This is a genomic window from Silvimonas sp. JCM 19000, from assembly GCF_054652575.1.
In genome coordinates, this window is record NZ_BAAIHC010000024.1 from 30,920 (window position 1) to 48,951 (window position 18,032).

16 protein-coding genes are annotated in these 18,032 nt (G+C 59.7%); 5 read left to right on the forward strand and 11 right to left on the reverse strand.

The genetic code is table 11. The features are described 5' to 3' along the window. Window position 1 precedes the first annotated feature (1 nt). From ACYQ1A_RS17780 to ACYQ1A_RS17790, 3 genes are all read right to left on the reverse strand, one after another. Window positions 2-1,432, reverse strand: a complete 1,431-nt coding sequence (locus ACYQ1A_RS17780; RefSeq protein ID WP_062223565.1) for a hypothetical protein — start codon at window positions 1,430-1,432, stop codon at window positions 2-4. 7 nt (window positions 1,433-1,439) lie between these two features. Beyond that, entirely contained in the window at window positions 1,440-2,660 is a 1,221-nt protein-coding gene (locus tag ACYQ1A_RS17785; RefSeq protein ID WP_499364071.1) for an RtcB family protein, read from the reverse strand. A gap of 534 nt (window positions 2,661-3,194) precedes the next feature. Then, on the reverse strand, window positions 3,195-4,763 hold the full coding sequence (locus ACYQ1A_RS17790) for a vWA domain-containing protein (protein WP_499364144.1): 1,569 nt from the start codon (window positions 4,761-4,763) through the stop codon (window positions 3,195-3,197). Window positions 4,764-4,970: 207 nt separating this feature from the next. On the opposite strand from ACYQ1A_RS17790, the gene rtcR reads away from it, so the two are divergent. After that, complete coding sequence (rtcR, locus tag ACYQ1A_RS17795; RefSeq protein ID WP_499364073.1) at window positions 4,971-6,557, forward strand: RNA repair transcriptional activator RtcR; 1,587 nt, start codon at window positions 4,971-4,973, stop codon at window positions 6,555-6,557. Between the two features lie 39 nt (window positions 6,558-6,596). On the opposite strand, the gene ACYQ1A_RS17800 is transcribed toward rtcR, so the two are convergent. Beyond that, window positions 6,597-7,361: a C1 family peptidase gene (locus ACYQ1A_RS17800; protein ID WP_499364075.1), complete on the reverse strand. Its 765-nt coding sequence runs from the start codon at window positions 7,359-7,361 to the stop codon at window positions 6,597-6,599. Window positions 7,362-7,816: 455 nt separating this feature from the next. On the opposite strand from ACYQ1A_RS17800, the gene ACYQ1A_RS17805 reads away from it, so the two are divergent. Both ACYQ1A_RS17805 and prfH read left to right on the forward strand, forming a co-directional pair. After that, a complete protein-coding gene (locus ACYQ1A_RS17805) occupies window positions 7,817-8,959 on the forward strand; it encodes an RNA ligase RtcB family protein (RefSeq protein WP_499364079.1) in 1,143 nt (380 codons plus the stop codon). Then, entirely contained in the window at window positions 8,959-9,576 is a 618-nt protein-coding gene (gene prfH, locus ACYQ1A_RS17810; protein ID WP_062223569.1) for a peptide chain release factor H, read from the forward strand. Before ACYQ1A_RS17805 ends, prfH begins: the two co-directional genes overlap by 1 nt. A 46-nt stretch (window positions 9,577-9,622) precedes the next feature. On the opposite strand, the gene ACYQ1A_RS17815 is transcribed toward prfH, so the two are convergent. Together ACYQ1A_RS17815 and ACYQ1A_RS17820 are read right to left on the reverse strand one after the other, a co-directional pair. After that, entirely contained in the window at window positions 9,623-10,495 is an 873-nt protein-coding gene (locus tag ACYQ1A_RS17815) for an SDR family oxidoreductase (RefSeq protein WP_499364083.1), read from the reverse strand. 38 nt (window positions 10,496-10,533) lie between these two features. Beyond that, window positions 10,534-11,199 carry an O-methyltransferase gene (locus tag ACYQ1A_RS17820; protein ID WP_499364086.1) on the reverse strand — a complete coding sequence of 222 codons (666 nt, stop codon included), beginning with the start codon at window positions 11,197-11,199 and terminating at the stop codon, window positions 10,534-10,536. A gap of 91 nt (window positions 11,200-11,290) precedes the next feature. Here ACYQ1A_RS17820 and ACYQ1A_RS17825 point away from each other — a divergent pair, with 91 nt between their 5' ends. Beyond that, window positions 11,291-11,944: a TetR/AcrR family transcriptional regulator gene (locus ACYQ1A_RS17825; protein WP_499364088.1), complete on the forward strand. Its 654-nt coding sequence runs from the start codon at window positions 11,291-11,293 to the stop codon at window positions 11,942-11,944. Between the two features lie 66 nt (window positions 11,945-12,010). On the opposite strand, the gene ACYQ1A_RS17830 is transcribed toward ACYQ1A_RS17825, so the two are convergent. The 4 genes from ACYQ1A_RS17830 to ACYQ1A_RS17845 form a co-directional block, all read right to left on the reverse strand. Next, window positions 12,011-12,175: a hypothetical protein gene (locus ACYQ1A_RS17830; protein ID WP_499364092.1), complete on the reverse strand. Its 165-nt coding sequence runs from the start codon at window positions 12,173-12,175 to the stop codon at window positions 12,011-12,013. 67 nt (window positions 12,176-12,242) lie between these two features. Next, window positions 12,243-12,596: a c-type cytochrome gene (locus ACYQ1A_RS17835; protein WP_499364096.1), complete on the reverse strand. Its 354-nt coding sequence runs from the start codon at window positions 12,594-12,596 to the stop codon at window positions 12,243-12,245. Between the two features lie 32 nt (window positions 12,597-12,628). Then, complete coding sequence (locus tag ACYQ1A_RS17840) at window positions 12,629-15,307, reverse strand: molybdopterin-dependent oxidoreductase (RefSeq protein WP_499364097.1); 2,679 nt, start codon at window positions 15,305-15,307, stop codon at window positions 12,629-12,631. A 156-nt stretch (window positions 15,308-15,463) separates the two neighbouring features. Further along, entirely contained in the window at window positions 15,464-16,339 is an 876-nt protein-coding gene (locus ACYQ1A_RS17845) for a LysR substrate-binding domain-containing protein (protein ID WP_499364098.1), read from the reverse strand. 111 nt (window positions 16,340-16,450) lie between these two features. On the opposite strand from ACYQ1A_RS17845, the gene ACYQ1A_RS17850 reads away from it, so the two are divergent. Further along, window positions 16,451-17,032 carry a nuclear transport factor 2 family protein gene (locus tag ACYQ1A_RS17850; protein ID WP_499364099.1) on the forward strand — a complete coding sequence of 194 codons (582 nt, stop codon included), beginning with the start codon at window positions 16,451-16,453 and terminating at the stop codon, window positions 17,030-17,032. A gap of 84 nt (window positions 17,033-17,116) precedes the next feature. On the opposite strand, the gene ACYQ1A_RS17855 is transcribed toward ACYQ1A_RS17850, so the two are convergent. Continuing rightward, on the reverse strand, window positions 17,117-18,019 hold the full coding sequence (locus tag ACYQ1A_RS17855; RefSeq protein ID WP_499364101.1) for a LysR family transcriptional regulator: 903 nt from the start codon (window positions 18,017-18,019) through the stop codon (window positions 17,117-17,119). Between the last annotated feature and the right edge of the window lie 13 nt (window positions 18,020-18,032).

Genomic DNA, 18,032 nt, shown 5'->3' on the forward strand with positions numbered 1-18,032 from the left:
TTTATTGTTTTAGCGCCACGCGCGCGCGAATCGCCGCATTCAGCAACGGCATGGTGCCCAGCGCAGCGCTCACGGTTTGATTATCCAGCAAGCGGCGTACCCGCTCGCTTTCTGTGGTACCGGGCACGATATACACATGCCAGCCTGACGGTCTTTCCCATTGCCGCAGTGCTGTGAGCACGTCAGCATGCAGCGCAGTGTCCGCATTAGCCGCCAACGCTTCCAGCAGCAATAGCAACCTGAACCACGGCGACAACGTCTTGCCCAGCCACCATGCCGCAGGGACATCCCGCGCCGCCAGGCAGACCTCGGCCAGCGCGGAAATCTGTGCGCAATCAAACCCGGCTTCCGCCTCGATCTGGCGCGCCATTGCTCGCCGTACTTTGCGCGCAGGATCAAGCAATGCTTGCCGCGCGATAGCAAAACGCGACTCGCTGGGCTGACTCAAGCGTATGGCCCACGCCGCCAGTCTTATGCCGGGCAGCGGATGGCTGCTGAGTTGCCGCAGAAAATCAGCCGCGACAGGCAAGCCGGCACGGCCCGCTTCGATAAGCCACGCAGCCAGCGCGTGCCCATGCAACTGCGTCGGATCGATGCGCGCATACAGCGCCGCAGGGGTCTGGCCCGCTTGCTGTAAATGCCACAATGCGATGGCGCGCACGCCACCAAAGCGGTCGAGCAGCATGCTCTCCAGCAATGCATCACGTGCAGGACCGTCCAACAACGCGAGCAAACGCCGCATCATCATGCAGCGTGGCCCGGCTGCGGGCAGTGCTTTGGCAACATTGAGCAAGTGCAACTGAACCGGCGCGGAAAAGCTGGCCGCCGCCTGTATCGCCATGCTTTGCACCGACGGGTCGGGGTGGCGCAAGGCCCGGGAGATAACGTCGATGCGCTCATCCGGCGGCAAGCGCTCCAGCAGCAAGGCCGTCAGATAGCGCGCCGACGCCCCCGTGAGCCCACGCAGGCACTGCAACACCGTGTCGCGCCAGATCTCCTTGCATAACATCTGATCGAAGCGCTGCTTGAGGGCGGCATGACTATGCCGTCGCATCGACAGCAAGCGCAGCAATGCAGGCAAGCCGCCTATAACCCATTCGATATCGCAAGCCGTCAGCATGGCGTTGACCACATCTGCCGCCGCATGGCGCACCTGGGGCACCCAGTCATTCAAGCGCAACAAGATTGCGGAGCACGCGGCAGGACTATGCACCTGCGCCAGTTGCTGCACGGCTTCCTGGCGTAAATAGCCGTTGCCGCAGGCACTGACCTCAATCCAGAACGCGGCGGGTACGTCTTGCCCGGCCAGCAACGCATGCAGGTAACGCACGGCATTGGCGCCCACGCCAAACAGCTGATACCAATGCGCCGCCATGTCGACGCCGGCGGGGCACAGCGTAGTGACCCATGTCACCCGGTTTTGCTCGTCCATGCTCAACTCATCCTTTTACACATACCACCTGCCGCAAGGTATGCACCACTTCCACCAGGCTGTTCTGTGCTTGCATCACCGCGTCGATATCCTTGTACGCCATCGGAATTTCATCAATCACATCGCTATCCTTGCGGCATTCAACGTGTTCGGTGGCTTTGATCTGGTCGTCCACGGTAAAGCGCCGTCGGGCTTCGTTACGGCTCATGGTGCGACCTGCGCCGTGGCTGCACGAGCAGAACGCCTCTTCGTTACCCAGCCCGCGCACGATAAAACTTTTGGCGCCCATCGAACCGGGAATGATGCCCAACTGCCCCTTCTGTGCCGACACCGCGCCTTTGCGCGTGACCAGAATCTCGGCGCCGAAGTGCTTTTCTTTCTGCACATAGTTGTGGTGGCAGTTCACCGCTTCCATGCTGGCGTTAAACGGTTTGGTGATCACGCTGCGCGCCGCGTCGATTACGTTCTGCATCATCACGGCGCGGTTACGCCGCGCGTAGTCCTGCGCCCAACCCACGGCCTCGACGTAATCATCAAAGTGCTCGCTGCCTTCTTCGAAATACGCCAGATCCTTATCCGGCAGATTGGCGATGTGCTGGCGCATATCGGCCTGCGCCAGTTCGATAAACAAGTTGCCGATGGCGTTACCTACCCCGCGCGATCCGCTATGCAACATGAACCACACGCGGTCCGCCTCATCCAGGCAGACTTCGATAAAGTGGTTACCCGTACCCAGGGTACCCAGATGCTTGTAGTTGTTGGTGTTCTTCAGGCGCGGATATTTATCGGTAATGCGCTTGAAACCGGGCAACAAATCGGCCCACATACTATCGACGGTTTCGGGCGGCGTGGACCACGCGCCTTTATCACGCGCACCCGGCGTACGTCCGTGCGGCACCGCTTTTTCGATGGCGCTACGCAATCCCGCCAGGTTGTCGGGCAGGTCTTTGGCCGTCAGCGTGGTACAGGCAGCCATCATGCCGCAGCCGATATCCACGCCCACTGCCGCCGGAATGATCGCGCCCTGGGTGGGAATCACGCTGCCGATGGTCGAACCCTTACCCAGGTGGACGTCCGGCATTACCGCGATATGGTCAAAAATGAACGGCATTTTTGAGGTCTGGAACAACTGCTTTTGCGCAGCGTCTTCCACCGGTACGCCATTGGTCCACAGCTTGATGGGCTTACCGCCGCTGACTTGCAGCACTTGATAATCGTTGGTGCTCATTGTTTATCTCTCGTTTTAAAGTGGCCTTGGCTGGCCCCGGCCCCGCCGTCCAGAGCAACGACGGGGCCATTCAATGCGTGTTTGCTATTCGTTAGAAAAAGGGTGCGATGACAAAAATGTTGAAACAGAAAAGCACTGAGCTATCTTGCGCATCGATAAGCCGATGCACTCAGCAGGATTTGAACCCGCCCCTCCCGCGTTGCCGCGGGCGCTCTATCCGATGTAGTTCCAACTGCATTCACCGCAAAACTCAACAAAAAAGGATCGGCGACAAAATAAACGAAACGTTGGCGTGTTCTACCGTTGAACTACGGCCCCACAGTGTTGGAGCCGACGGGATTTGAACCCGTATCTCGATCTTCAGAGGATGTAGTTCCGTTCGCATTCGCCGAAAAACCTGGCCGCGCCGCAAGCAGCGCGGATAAAAGAGTGGCACGACAAAACAAGCGAGTCTGCGCGCACCGCAGTGCGGGCTGGATCACCTTCCAGCAAGGTTCGCAGAGGTAGACCCGTCTCCCATTCGTGCCGGATTGCTCAAGCTGCGGCGTCCCCGGCCAGGCGGGTCCGCTTGATGGCTTGGACCCAATGCCCGGCGCCAAAACTGCCCGCCGCAAACTGCGCCACCACATCAAACACCGCGTCGCCAAAGCCGCCCACATTCAGGATGTCCGGGCTGTCTTGCGCTTGCGTGGTGCCGTACGGTTGCATATCGATGCAGATCAAGCGAGCTTGCGGATTGCGGTGTTTGATCTGCTGCCACTGTTGCATGGTCTCGGTGGCGCCATAACGGCGCGCATCGATCCACGATTCGTTATCCGACACCAGGATCACGGTATCGACCATGGCCTTTTCCTTGACCAACTGCACCAACGGGGCCGAACAACGCGTTCCGCCGCCGCCGATTGCAGCCAGTTTTTCGGCATTGCTCAGCACGCTATCGCGGGAATTCAACTGCACCGGCACCACATCCGTTGCAAACGGTAATACGCGCGCTTGTGGGCACTGGCGCAGTACCGCCGCTGCCATCAAGGCCGCAACATCAATGCAACGTACCGCCGTCGTGGCGCCGCGCCGCCCACCGGTGACCGGACTCGACATCGATCCCGAAACGTCCGGGCACACCACCACATTGCCTTGCAGCGCGGGCACATTGCGCAAAGCGATTTCCAGCGCATCCTGCAGCGCATTTTTGATTTGCAGCGGAATCTCATCCCCGGCCATACGCCATGCCGCCAGCAACTGATACGGATAAACCCGCGCTGCCGCAACACGTTCCGCGTCCGCCAGGCGCGCCGCTAGCGCGTCGACCATGCCGGGTTGCGCAAAGACGCCGTGCCGGGCCAGCGTGTTCAGATTCATGCGCAATGCGTGCCAGCCCATACGCTCGGCCAGTTGCGCCCATTGCATGCTGCTCAGCGCCGCGCTGGTCAATAACTGGAACGGCACATTCGGCAATTCCAGCGCGGTATCGGCGCGGAAGGCCAGCAACTGTTGGGTCAGCGGCGGCAGCGCTGCGCGATGACACGGTTGGCCCAAGACCCAGGCAAAAAACGCCTCACGCCATGCTTCTTGCGGCTTGGGGTGGACCATCTTGATCACGTCGGCCAGCGAAGGTGCACTGCCGACGCTTGCGCTCAACAACTGCGCTTCGGTGGCACGGTTCAGCCACGCCTGCACTGCCTTCTTGGGACGTGAGCCCAGCGACTTACGCCCGCTGGCCCCGCTGCGCATGATCTGCACAAAGTTGCGCAACATTTTGCCGTTATCGATGACCTGATCGAACACTTGCGCAAACAGCACCGCATCTTTGCGCGACAGCACCGCCAGCAGCAGCGCCGGCATGTCTTTCATATAGCCACGCTGTCGCCCATACACCGCCGCCTGAGCGATAAAGCGCGCATCCAGTTCTGCACACAGCGCCAGCACGTCGGCCAGTTGCAATTCGGCGTGCGCATAGAAGGTTTGATTCAGGCAACCGGTCATGACCAGCTGCGCCAACTGGTGTTCGGGCGAATAGGCATAGGCTGCGGCGGCGGTCTGATTAAGCGTATTGGTCTGCGGCAGTCTGGCGGTCAGCGAGTTGAACAATTGCGGGTTGGCCATTTCAGCACTCACAGCGTTTTCGTTTGATGCCAGCTACTTTGCAATCGGCGTGCCAGGCGTTGCGGCGGAGCCAGATAAAACCCGCTAAGCAAATGTTTTTTAAAGAATTAATCTTCATCAGCAAACGACAGACCGCCTGCGCGCTAGCCGGTTCTGCAGCGCTTTATATATACTTTGCGCTAGTCATTTATCTTTCTGGATAAACCCATGCGTAAGACCGTCGTGATTGGCTTTATTGGCACCGTGCTCGACCACGCCGGGCGTGGCAGTCAGCGCTGGGAGAAATGGCGGCCCACCATCAGCCTGGGCCAGCAAGAAGATCTGATCGTGCACCGGCTGGAACTGCTGCATGACGAGCGCAGCCGCGGCCTGGCGGAGCGCACCTGCAATGATCTGCGCAGTGTCTCGCCCGAAACCGAAACCCGGCGCGTAGAAATCAATCTGCGTAATCCGTGGGATTTTGAGGAGGTGTACGGCGCACTGCACGATTTTGCGCACGATTACCCCTTCGATACCGAGAACGAGGATTACCTGATCCACATCACCACCGGCACGCACGTGGCACAGATTTGCTGGTTTCTGTTGGCGGAAGCGCGTTATCTGCCGGGCCGTTTGATCCAGACTTCGCCACCGCGCAAAACCGACACCGGTCATGCAGTCGGTAGCTACGCCATCATCGATCTGGATTTGTCGCGCTATAACAAAATCGCGCAGCGTTTCCAGCGCGACGCAGCTGAGACGGTGTCGTTTTTAAAGTCCGGCATTGCCACGCGCAACGCGCATTTCAATCGGGTGATCGAACAGATTGAGCATGTTGCCGGGCGCTCCAAAGCGCCGATCCTGATGGTGGGGCCAACCGGTGCGGGCAAATCGTTTCTGGCACGCAAAGTGTATGAACTGAAGAAATCACGCCATCAGATCAGCGGCCGCTTTGTGGAAGTCAATTGCGCCACCTTGCGCGGCGATAGTGCAATGTCGGCTTTGTTTGGCCACGTCAGGGGCGCGTTTACCGGCGCACAAAGCGAACGCCCCGGCCTGCTGCGGGCGGCCGACGGCGGTTTGTTGTTTCTGGATGAGATCGGCGAACTGGGCCTGGATGAGCAAGCGATGCTGCTCAAGGCCATCGAAGAAAAGCGCTTCTTTCCGTTTGGTGGGGACCGCGAAGTCGCAAGCGATTTTCAATTGATCGCGGGCACGCACCGCGATTTGCGCCGCTGGGTGGCGGAAGGCAAGTTCCGCGAAGACCTGTATGCGCGCATCAATTTATGGACTTATGACTTGCCGGGCCTGGCCGGACGCACTGAAGATATCGAGCCCAATCTTGATTTTGAATTAGCTCGCTTCGCCCAGGATCAGGGCGAACAAATCCGCTTTAACGTTGAGGCACGGCGGCATTATCTGGAATTTGCCACCTCGGCGCAGGCGCGCTGGTCCGGCAATTTCCGCGAGCTGAGCGCGTCCATTACGCGCATGGCGACACTGGCCCATGCCGGGCGCATTGATACAAGCAATGTAAACCAGGAAATAGCCCGCCTGCAGCGGGGCTGGGATGGCATGCAGACGCAATCGGAACTGGACCGTGTGCTGGGCGAACGCGCGGCTCGGCTGGACCTGTTTGATCGCGCTCAACTCGACACCGTGCTGCGTGTTTGCCGCCAGGCCAGCAGTTTGTCGGAGGCCGGCCGCATGCTGTTTGCCGTATCGCGTGAAGACAAAAAACAAGCCAACGATGCTGATCGTCTGCGCAAATATCTGGCCCGATTTGACCTGACCTGGGCGGCGCTGCGTGACTGAACGCAGCTTGTTGCCGCCCACATCCGGCGGGCTTGGGCCTCAGGCGGCGATGGTGCGGATGGTCCAGAAATCCGAAGACAAACTGGTGTCGACCATATAGGCATACGGCATCTTGCCGTAACCCTGCTGGCCCCATGCATCGCCCCAGGAATTGCGGAACCAGAAGCTCGAATCGGCATCGTCATAGCCCACCAGCAGCACACAATGCCCGCCTACCACGGTTTCGCTACTGGTCGGCATCGGCACCACGCCGTCTTTGGCCACCGCGGCGGATTCAAAGCTCTCGTACACAGTAAAACCGACCACCACGGGATAGCCCTCTGCCAGGCAACCTTTAATCTGCGCCAGGGTTTGCTGCACGCGCTGGTATTGCACGGCTTTGTACTTGAGCGCGTCGCTATAGGCCTGAGTCGGCGGCTTTTCGGCAAACCTGGCGATGTCATACTGCCATTCGGTTTCAGGGCAATCGCCTTGCTTGGCCACGCTCTTGATGCCGTCGCGGATTTGCGCGCCGTTGTCCGACGCCACCGAATGCTCAATCACGCGTTCGTTGTAATAGATAAACAAGCGCGACGGCACAAAGTCATCGGCAAAACCCTGCTTTTTGCGATCGAACTGGATGGCACCGGCGATGCCATTGGCGGTGCAACTCCCTAACTGGCCCTGGTCGTACACGGCCGGACATTGCGCGCGCAAATCGATATTGGCCGGCAGGGCTTTTAAATGCGCGGCAGGCGCAGCGTAGAAATGATCTCGGTGGTCGGGTAAATCGGGAATCCAACCGTAGCGGGCGGTCTTGAGCATGGGTGCTGTCCTTTTTTGGGATCAAACAGAAGCATCAGAAAAAACGGTGGCAACGGCGGCTGACGATCTGGTTTTGTGCGGGCGTCTGTATTGGACTTAGCACATGCGGCAGCCGCGTGCTGCGCTGCAATGTGCGCAATTTGTATCGCCATGACCCAGGCCACAACCGCACCATGTCGCCGGCGCTGCCAGCGCGGGGCGTGGCATTCATGTCATACCGACGCAAGCGGGCGTGGCCGCGCCGGAAAACCCGTGCTACATTGCGGGCACTTTTTGCTTAACCCTGACCCCCGGAGGAACACACCATGCAACGCTATCTCTCCTCCCTTCGCGGGCTGTAGTCCGGGTTAACGCGCCTTCCGTCTTTTCTTGTAAAGACGCTCCTCCGCATTGCCCCTGGGCTAGCCGCCCGCCGTTCCCGCTTTATCTTTTATTCCTGAACGGACCAAACACTTATGGGCAATGCCATTCAAGATCTGGCAGCCGGTGTCACGCTGTGCGCGACCACCGACACCTGGATCGAAGGCGAAGCAATTCGCCAACTTAAACAAACAGCAACACTCCCCGGCATGCGCCACGTCGCCGGAATGCCGGATCTGCATCCCGGCCGCGGCTATCCGGTCGGCGCGGCTTTTTTTGCGGTCGGATATATCTATCCCGCCTTGATTGGCGGCGATATCGGCTGCGGCATGGCGCTGTGGCAGACCGATCTTGATACCCGGCTAACGGGCATTAACAAGCTGGTCAAACAACTGGGCAGCATCGACGGCGCGCTGGACGACAGTTGGGCCGAACACATCGCCAGCTATGATCTGGCTGACCGCGATTATCTGGGCGCGCTGGGCACCATCGGCAGCGGCAACCATTTTGCCGAAGTGCAAAAACTGGATGCCATTTACGATGCGCAAGCCGTCGCCAGTCTGGGTCTGCGCGCAGATCAATTGCAGTTGCTGGTGCATAGCGGCTCGCGCGGCCTTGGCCAGGCCGTGCTGGAACTGCATTTGCAGGCCCATGGCCACCGCCCTTTGCTGGCGGACAGCGCCGAATGCCGCGCCTATCTACAGCGCCATGATCACGCCTTGCGCTTTGCCGCAGCCAATCGCCAACTCATTGCCTTGCGCATGTTGCGGCGCTGGCGGGCGCACGCCAGCTGCGTGCTCGACGTCGATCACAACCTGGTCACCCCGGCTGTGATTGCAGGCGAGGCGGGCTGGCTGCATCGCAAAGGCGCCACCCCGGCCGATGTTGGGCCGGTGGTGATTCCAGGCTCGCGCGGTGATTACAGTTTTCTGGTGCAACCGCTGGCCGATGTCGGCGCGGCCACCTTGTATTCGCTGGCCCATGGCGCCGGGCGCAAATGGGCGCGCAAAGATTGCAAGGGGCGCCTTGAACGCCGTTATTCGGCGGCGCAGTTAACGCGCACCCGGCTCGGCAGTCACGTCATCTGCGCCGACCGCGAGTTGCTGTATGAAGAAGCGCCAGAAGCCTACAAATCGATTGATAGCGTGGTGGATGCGCTGGAAGACGCGGGCTTGCTACGCAAACTGGCGCGGCTGGCACCGGTACTCACCTACAAGACCAACGGGGAGTGCTGCTGATGCTGTTATTGCAACTCTCCGCCGCCCAAGGTCCGGCCGAATGCGAGCTGGCGGTGGTTCATGTGCTAGCCGCGCTCACTGCGCAAGCAAACGCCATCGACGTCCAGATCGATGTACTTGAGCGTACGCCAGGGCGGACGGCGGGCACCTTGAGCTCGGCGCTGCTCAGCCTGGAGGGCTCGGCCGCTGAAGCACTGGCACAAAGCTGGATCGGCTCCATCCGCTGGACCTGCCCGAGCCCGTACCGGCCGGGCCATGCCCGCAAAAACTGGTTTATCGGCATTGCCCGCTGTGCGGCCCCGCCCGCCGCACTGGGCCACGAAATCCGCTTTGAAACCTGCCGTGCTGCGGGCCCCGGTGGTCAACATGTCAACAAAACCGAATCGGCCATCCGCGCCACCCATATCGCCAGCGGGATCAGCGTGCGGGTGCAGACCGAACGCAGCCAGCACGCCAACAAACGACTGGCGCTGGCGCTGATTGCACATCGGCTGGCAGAGCGCGCAGAGGCGGCCGATGCGGCGTTGCGAGCCCAACGGCGGCAAATGCATCTGGCGCTGGAGCGCGGCAATCCGGTCCGCAGTTTTAAAGGAGAACGGTTTATCGAAATAGTCTGAGGCATGACGGCGCGGTGCCTGCGCTAGCGCACCGCGCCCCATTGCCTTATGCGGCGTAATAGCCGGGCTGATCCAGATCGCTGAGCAAATCCGGCCCGCTGGGTTGCCAGTTCAGCACGGCGCGGGTGTGGGCGGCGCTGGCGGCCATATCCATGCTGGCAAAATCGGCGAACCAGCCAAAATGCTCGCGCTCGCGCGATTCAACCGGCAGGCCCAACTGGCGGCCGATGACCTCGGCAATGGCTTTGAACGGCACTGATTCGTCGGCGACGGCGTGGTAGGCCGCTTCGCTCAGACCGGTTTCCAGCGCCAGCCGGTAAACGCGGGCAGCGTCGGTGCGATGCACGCCAGCCCAACGGTTCTGCCCGTCGCCAAGGTAGGCCGACACGCCTTTCTCGCGCGCCAGTTTGATCAGGATGGGCACAAAGCCATGGTCACCCAGGCCATGCACGCTGGGCGCAAGCCGTACCGTGGCGGCGCGCACGCCTTGCTCGGCCAGCGCGCGTGCGGCGAATTCCGATTTACGCGCAAACTGCGCGTCCGGCACGTCGGCTTCGGTGGCCAGGCGGCCGGGAGCCAGCCGTGCCAGCCCGGACGTAACCAGCAGCGGCTTTTGTGTACCCAGCAGCGCACTGCCGAGCGCTTCGATGGCGCTGCGATCCTGTTCGACGTTCTGCAAAAAACGCGAGAAATCGTGATTAAACGCGGTGTGGATCACGGCATCGGCCGCGCTGGCACCTTGGCGCAGCAGGTCGAGTTCATCCAGTGTGCCGCGCAAGACCTGGGCGCCTTGTGCGCTCAATGCGGCGGCTTTGTCGGCATCGCGTGCCAGGCCAGTGACTTGATGGCCAGCTTGCAGCAAATCTGCGACGACGGTGTGGCCGACCCAGCCAGTGGCGCCGGTGACAAATACATGCATGGGATTACTCCGTGTGGGGTGATTTTAAAAAGTCAGCCTTAGCCAAGGCGGATGGAGAGTTCGACATCATCGCCAAAGGGCATCGACAGATAACCGGCGTCACGATTACGCACATGCGCCAGGTATTCAGGGCTGTAATCCGCGTCGTCGGCAATGATCAAAGCGCCCGGCCGCAGGCGGCTTTCCAGCAAGGCCAGCACTTCGGGATACAAGGCTTTGGCGCCATCGAGCAGCAGCAAATCGATCTGGGCCGGCAGATCGGCAGCCAGTGTTTGCAGGGCATCGCCCACGCGAATTTCGACCAGATCGGCCAGGCCCGCAGCGTTGATATGCGCCTGGGCTTGTGCCACTTTGGAGGGCTCGAATTCGGTGGTGATCAGGCGGCCGCCACCGTTGTCGCGTATTGCGGCTGCCAGATGCAACGTCGAAATGCCCAGCGAGGTGCCAAATTCAACAATCGACTGCGCACGGCTGTGGCGCGCCAGCATGTACAGCAACTGGCCGGTCTCTCGCGATACTGCCAGCGGCACGTCTTTCAGCCGCGCATAGAAATCGGTGTATTCAGTTTTGCTGCGCATCAGCCGCGCCAGCAGCTCATCGCTGATGCCAGCAATCGCCATATTCATGGCCATACCGCTGGCATCGGCTTGTTGAAACAGCTTGGCGAGCAAAGGCGCAACCGGGGCGCTAAGCAAGGTATTCATCGAAAGCTCCAAGGGGTAATTGAGTGACTCGATACGGTGATTTAGAATACGACGAATTATTCGCGTTTTACTATTCGCATTCCCGGACCCCATGACAGCCCGCAAAAACACCGCCTTAAGCTCAAGAAAACAGCCACAACAGGCGCGCTCGACCGAACTGGTCGCCACCATATTGACGGCTGCTATTCAGGTTCTGGCGCGCGAAGGCGCCACCCGATTTACCACGGCGCGGGTGGCGGAGAAGGCTGGCGTCAGCGTTGGGTCGGTGTATCAATACTTTCCCAACAAGGCCGCCATCCTGTTCCGTCTGCAGCAGGACGAGTGGGAACAGACCACCGCCATGCTGCGCGCGATATTGCAGAATCCGGCCGAAGCGCCGCTGCAACGCGTCCGCACCCTGGTGCATGCGTTTCTCAAATCCGAGTGTGATGAAGCAGAGATGCGGGTGGCGCTCAGCGACAGTGCGCCGCTTTATCGTGACGCGCCGGAGACCGAAGCGGTGCGCGCGGCCGGGGACGACATCGTGGCGCGCTACATGCAGGAATTATTGCCCCAGGCCGACGCGGCCCACCGCGCCCTGGCCGGCGATCTGATCAATAGCACCTTGAGCGCAGTGGGCAAGGAATTTTCCAGCCGCCCGCGCAGCGCCGCGGAAATCGTTAGCTATGCCGATGCGATGGCGGACATGTTTATCGCCTATTTGCAGCAACTGGGGGCGGCAGCGCCGGCAGCCTCCGGCGTTTGAGCGGGTAGGCTGGCAGGCCATAACACGTGTCGTTGGCGCTGTGGATGGCGGCGGCGGCATCGCCGATCACCGGCTCAAGATCGCTTCGCGCGCAATCCGCATCGAGTTAAACCCGGCCGGGAACGCCAGCGCTACGGCGTTGGCAAGATCGGCGGCGTCCAGGCCCCGCACCGGCGATTTGCCGCCCAATTCCTGCGGCACCTGTTTGAGCGTGCCGGCGGCACTACTCATCAAAAAGGCTGCACAAGCAGCCTTTTTGATGAGGGTGGTGGCGTCCGGCTTGCGAGCCAGGCACTCACTATTTTTGCGACAAAATCCATTTAACCAAGGTCTTCAAATCCGCATCGGCCACTTGCGGGTTCGGCGGCATCGGCATGGTGCCAAAGCTGCCCGAGCCGCCGTTTTTAATTTTCTGTATCAGCATTGCTTCCGCCTTCTTCTGGCCTTTGTATTTGGCGGCAACTTCTTTGTACGACGGCCCGACGATTTTTTGATCGACGCCATGACAGGCCAGGCAATTATTCTGCTGCGCCAGTTCCAGCGGCGTGGCGGCATAGCCGGCGCTGGCGCAAATCCAGGCGCCAGCAGCGATTACAGCAAGTGCGGTTGTCTTCATTGTTGGTTTTCCTCTTACGCTTATAAATGGATGCATCCCGCAGGATGCACCCGGTCCAGCAACTGGATTTATTGCTTGGCATTCTCGAACAGGAAATCGAGCACCAGCTTTTGCTCGTCCTTATTCAGGCCCGCACGCGGGAACATGCTTTGGGTAATGCCCAACCATTGCTTTTGATTGAATTGCGCCGGATCTCGCGGGCCATGGCAGACGGTGCAACGTTGATAGAAGATTTTTTCGCCCGGCGACAAATCAGCCATTGCCTTCTGCCGCAATGCCCAGGCGCGTTCCAGGCCATAAAACTTTGGATCGAATTTGACCTTTTTGCGCACAATCGGTGGCGGTTCAAACGCACGGGTCGGGCCGTCCGGATCCACACATTTGCGGATTGATGCCAGGCAGGTATCGGCCACAGTCGCCTGGCTCAGCCCACTGGCTGCGCGGCTGGTGGTGATGAAGTTGATCTGGCCGTTATTGCAGCGGCCTTTGCTATCCAGTTGTGGCCATGCGCCTTCCTGCAGACTGACCACGCCCGGCATGATCTTGTCGGACAGCACGGCGCCCACCACCACCGTGCCACGCTCGTTGTACAACTCGACGATGTCGCCGTGCTCAATGCCGCGTGCTTTGGCATCTTCGCGATTCATCACCAATGGCTCGCGCCCTTGCACCTTGTACAGCGCACGCAGCGGCGCGGCGTTGTCCATCTGCGAATGCAGGCGGTAGAACGGATGCGGGCTGACCACATGCACCTGGCCCGGTTTGGCATTGCCGAGATACTCGGCCGGTTCCAGGAATTTGGGCATCGGCGGGCAATCGGCCAGACCCATTTTCTCGATGGTGGAGGAATACATCTCCACTTTGCCTGACGGCGTGTGCAGCGGGTGTTTGTCGGGATCGGTGCGGAAATCGCCATGCCGTACCCAGCGTTGTGCCTCGGGCGGCACCTTGATCATGGCCACGCCATCGGCCCAGAATTTCTCGAATGAAGTGGTGGCGGCGGCCGAACTGCCCGCGTAGGCCGCCTTGATATAGTCCATCTGGGTTTTGCCTTCGGTGAAGCCGACTTCGACACCACACAAGGCAGCCAGACGCCGGAAGATTTCAAAGTCATCCAGCGTATCGCCTACTGGCTCGATTACCTTTTTCATCGCGAAAATCTTGTCGATGCTATAGGTGCCGCCCGAAGAAATATCGTTGCGTTCCAGCGGCGTGGTCGAAGGCAAAACAATATCGGCATAGCGCGCCGAGGCGCACCACCAGCAATCCTGCACCACGATGGTATCCACCACCGGCAATGCCTTGATCAGCTCGTTCTGGTTCTGCTGATGCGACATAAAGTTATTGCCGGCATTAAAGATCATTTTGGTGAGCGGATAGGTGTAATGGCTGCCGTTATAGGTAAACGCCTTGCCGGGATTGTTCAGCATTTCGGTCAGGCGCGAGGCCGGGCAGATTTTCTTGACCCCATTGCGCCCTTGCGACACGCCCAGAGGCCCGGTGCCGCCCGATTGCGCAGTACCACCACCGCCGTAATGCCAGCTGAAACCCACGCCCTGCCCGGCCAGACCGATGCTGCCCAACATGCATGCAAAATTAACGATGGCCCAATACGGCATCTCACCGTGATGGGCGCGCTGAATCGACCATGAACCGGCGAATTGCGTGCGCTTGCTGGCAAACAACATCGCCATTTCGCGGATTTTGGCGGCCGGAATGCCGGTGATTTTCTCAGCCCATTCCGGCGTTTTGGGTGGCGAGCCGTCCGGGTCTTTGCCGACCAGATAAGCCAGGAAGCGATCAAAGCCAACCGTATATTTGTCGATAAAGGCCTTGTTGTATTTGCCGGTGATATACAACTCGCGGCTCATGGCCAGGAACAAGGCGGTATCGGTATTGGGAATGATGCGGACCCACTCCGAACCCATCTTGTCATCGGTGGTGGTGACCTGGGGATTGATCGAGATAAATTTGACCCCGGCTTTTTTGATCTCGTCCCAATGATCAAACATCTCGTGATCGGCCGTGGTGTATTCCACCCGATTGTTCTTGTTGGGATCGCACCCGACAAAGACAAATACCTCGGTCTGGTCACGTACTTGCTGCCATGCGGTTTGCGCTGAATAGACCTCCATATCGCCGATGATATAAGGCATCACAATCTGCGCTGCGCCGCCGGAATAGTCGCCCGTGGTAATGGAACAGCCACCCAGCAGATTAAAGAAGCGGCCCTGCAATACATTGGCGCGGAATATGCCGCCATGTGACCAACCGTCATACGAGGTACTGAATACCGCCTCATTGCCGTGTTTTTCTATGGTGTCGAGGATGGCTTTGGCGGTCAGACCCAGCGCGACGTCCCACGACACCTGCACAAATTCATCCTTACCGCGCAGTTCGGGTTTGCGATTGCCGCTGATGCCTTCCAGATAGGATTTGCGCACCATGGGGCCGGCGATACGGCTCTTGTCATAGGTGCGGGCCAGAATGCCCAGGGTAAGCATTTCGGTCGGGCGCGCATCAAACCGTGTGGGCGCGATCTTTTCGATATGGCCGTTTTTGACGGTGGCGACAAAGGGGCCGTAGTGCGTCGCGTGCATGACGGTGCCGGTGAAATTGGCCATGCTGTTATCGAGTTTGCCACCCAGTGCCTTGGCCAGTGCACTGGATACCGGACCGAGGCTGAAGGCGCCGGCCGCCCCCGTTGCCCCCGCTACAGTCAAAAACTGCCTTCTGGAAAACGCCATGCTAGAGCCCCTTCTACGTGGTGAAGGGTTCCGAATATCCGCGTGGGTTATGGGGACGATGTTGATTTGCCACAAGTGCAAGGCCGCTTTGCGAATCTTCTCAATGCGCAAACGTACGCAGGCGGGGCGCCGTTCTTGCCGCAGCCGTAAACGCCGTCAGCCCGTCGCCAACGCCAGATAGGCCCTGACCGCATTGCCTGGCTCAAGCACCCGGCTGATCATCACCAGATTGGCGCTCAATTCCACCCGGCGCAGCGGCCGATAAACCAGGCCCGGAATACCTACCTGCTGCAGCGGTGCAGGCACCAGCGCCAGCCCCAAACCCGCCGCCGCGTGCGCCAATACCGCCAACGTGCTGCTCAAGCGCTGCGCCACATTCAGCCGCGGCCCCAGGCGCTGGCTGAGCAAGTCGTACAGCGGCTCATGCGCGTCGTGGGCGTCGTACAGAATCAGGGCCTGATCGCCAAGTTGCTCCAGGGTAATTTCTGTTTGCGCGGCCAGAGCGTGATCGCTCGGCAAGGCCAGCATGATCGGCCATAGTCCAATGTGCCGTAGCGCAATGCCGGCGCTGCTGGTTTTGGGATGATCAGGCGTGTAACCAATATCAATCTGCCCCGCCAGGATAGCCTCGACTTGCTGTTGCGGCCCAACCTCTTGTATGACCAGGTCGGCATCTGGATAGCGCCGGTGAAACGCCCGCAGATGTGCGGTGAGCATGCCGCTGAAAATGGCATTCCCGGCAAACCCGACGCGCACCCGGCCGGTTTCGCCACGTAGTGCGCGCGCCACCGTCTGGCGTGTGTGCTCAAGCTGCGCCAGGGTGCGCTGTGCCTCGGCCTGCAGCAAGGTCCCGGCCTCGGTCAGCTCCACCCGGCGGCTGGTCCGGATAAACAACGGCCCGCCCAGTTCGGCCTCGAGCGCTTTGATCTGCATGCTCAAGGCGGGCTGGACGATATGCAGCCGCTCGGCGGCGCGACCAAAGTGTCCTGCTTCAGCCACAGCTAAAAAGTAACGTAAGTGACGGATATCCATAAGCGGGTACCTGATCAGGTTATCTGATGAATTGGTCAAATCAATCTATTGGAGTTTAACTGCGAGCGGCGCCAGACTGGCTGCCTGTTAGATCAAACGGAGCAAAATCTTATGCAGAATCAACTGGAAGACCGGCAACTACTGAATGACCTGATTAATGGCTGGATGCATCGCGACCTGGGCGAATGGGACCAATTGCGCAATCTGTTTCATGCCGATGGCACCATCGAGATCACCTGGTTTGAAGGCCTGGCCAGTGACTTTGTCGACGGCTCGATGCGCATGGGCCAGTCCGATTTGCGCACCAAACATCTGATTGCCAGCCCGACGGTCACGTTTAACGCAGCGGGCAATAAAGCGATTCTGGAAACCAACGCCATGATCATCGGCGAGAACGTCAAATTGAATCTGGGCTGCGAATGCCATAACCGCTTTTATGACCTGGCCGAGAAACGCGACGGCGTGTGGAAGCTGTTTCATCGCCAGAGTATTTACGATATGGGCACGTTCACTTTCCCGCTGGGGCCGGTGGCGATCGACCAGAACGTGGTCAGCAAATATCCGCGCGAATACGCGACGCTGGCGTACTTGCTGGAATTGAGTGGTTTTCCGCTGAACCGTGTTTTTGCGACGCGCGGCAGTGCACTGGAAAAGCAGATGAAGGCCAAGGCACAGCAGTGGCTGGCGGCATAAACGCGCGCTAATCGTAGCCATGTAATAGCCGCGACGGCAGTCCATACACAGCCGCCTGCTTTGCTTTGGGCCGGGCCAGCGCCATCACGCCGGCACTGCCAGCGGGCTATGCTGGCCCACCAGCTCCATCACTTCTTCCAGACCGGACGCCTGCGCTAGTTTGACGATGGCCGGGTAGAACAGATCGACGCCAGGCGCCAACGGCCGCTGGATGCAATGACTTAAATTGCAGCCGCGCAGCTCGGATTCGGGCAGCAGGGTGGCTGCCTGCATGCCGGCTTGCAGCCAGCCGAGTATGGCGCGTGGCTGCGTGGCATGTGCAACCACATGCGGCTGTGCGTCAGCGCTGCGCAGCAGGTCGAGCAGTCGGTCAAAGGTGCCGAGGCCTTCGGCGCGCTTGAGCAAGACCAGGGGCCAGCGGGCGAGCTCGGCCAGGCTGATTGGCACATCGCCCGCTGCCGCGTCCTGGCACAAGGACTGATGCAACACCGCCACCGTGCGCACCGGCGCGAAGGTAATGCAATCAAAGCCATGGGTGTGCTCCGGCTTCTGGATCAGCGCCACATCGATCAATCCATTGCGCAAATGCAATTCCAGATTGCTCGAATCAAGAATTGAAACGGCAATCTGTTTATCCGGATTTTTACGGTGGATTTCGAGCAGCAGGCTTTCAAAATAATTCTGATACAAATGGCTAAGGCCAATTCGCAGCGTACGGGTTTCAGCCCGCGCCAATAACGCGGTTTCGCGCGCCGCATCGTCCACCCGCCGCAGGATTTCACAAGCGCGGCGGTACAAATGATAACCGGCTGGCGTAGGTTCTATCTTTTTGGTTCCACGCAGAAATAACGGTGCGCCGACTTCTTCTTCCAGCTCCTGCAAGCGCTTGCTCAGCGGCGGTTGCGCAATATTCAGGATGCGGGCCGCGCGTGAAATCGTGCCTTGTTCCACCACCGCACAAAAATACTTCAGTCGTTTTAAATCCATTTGCCTTTCCTCC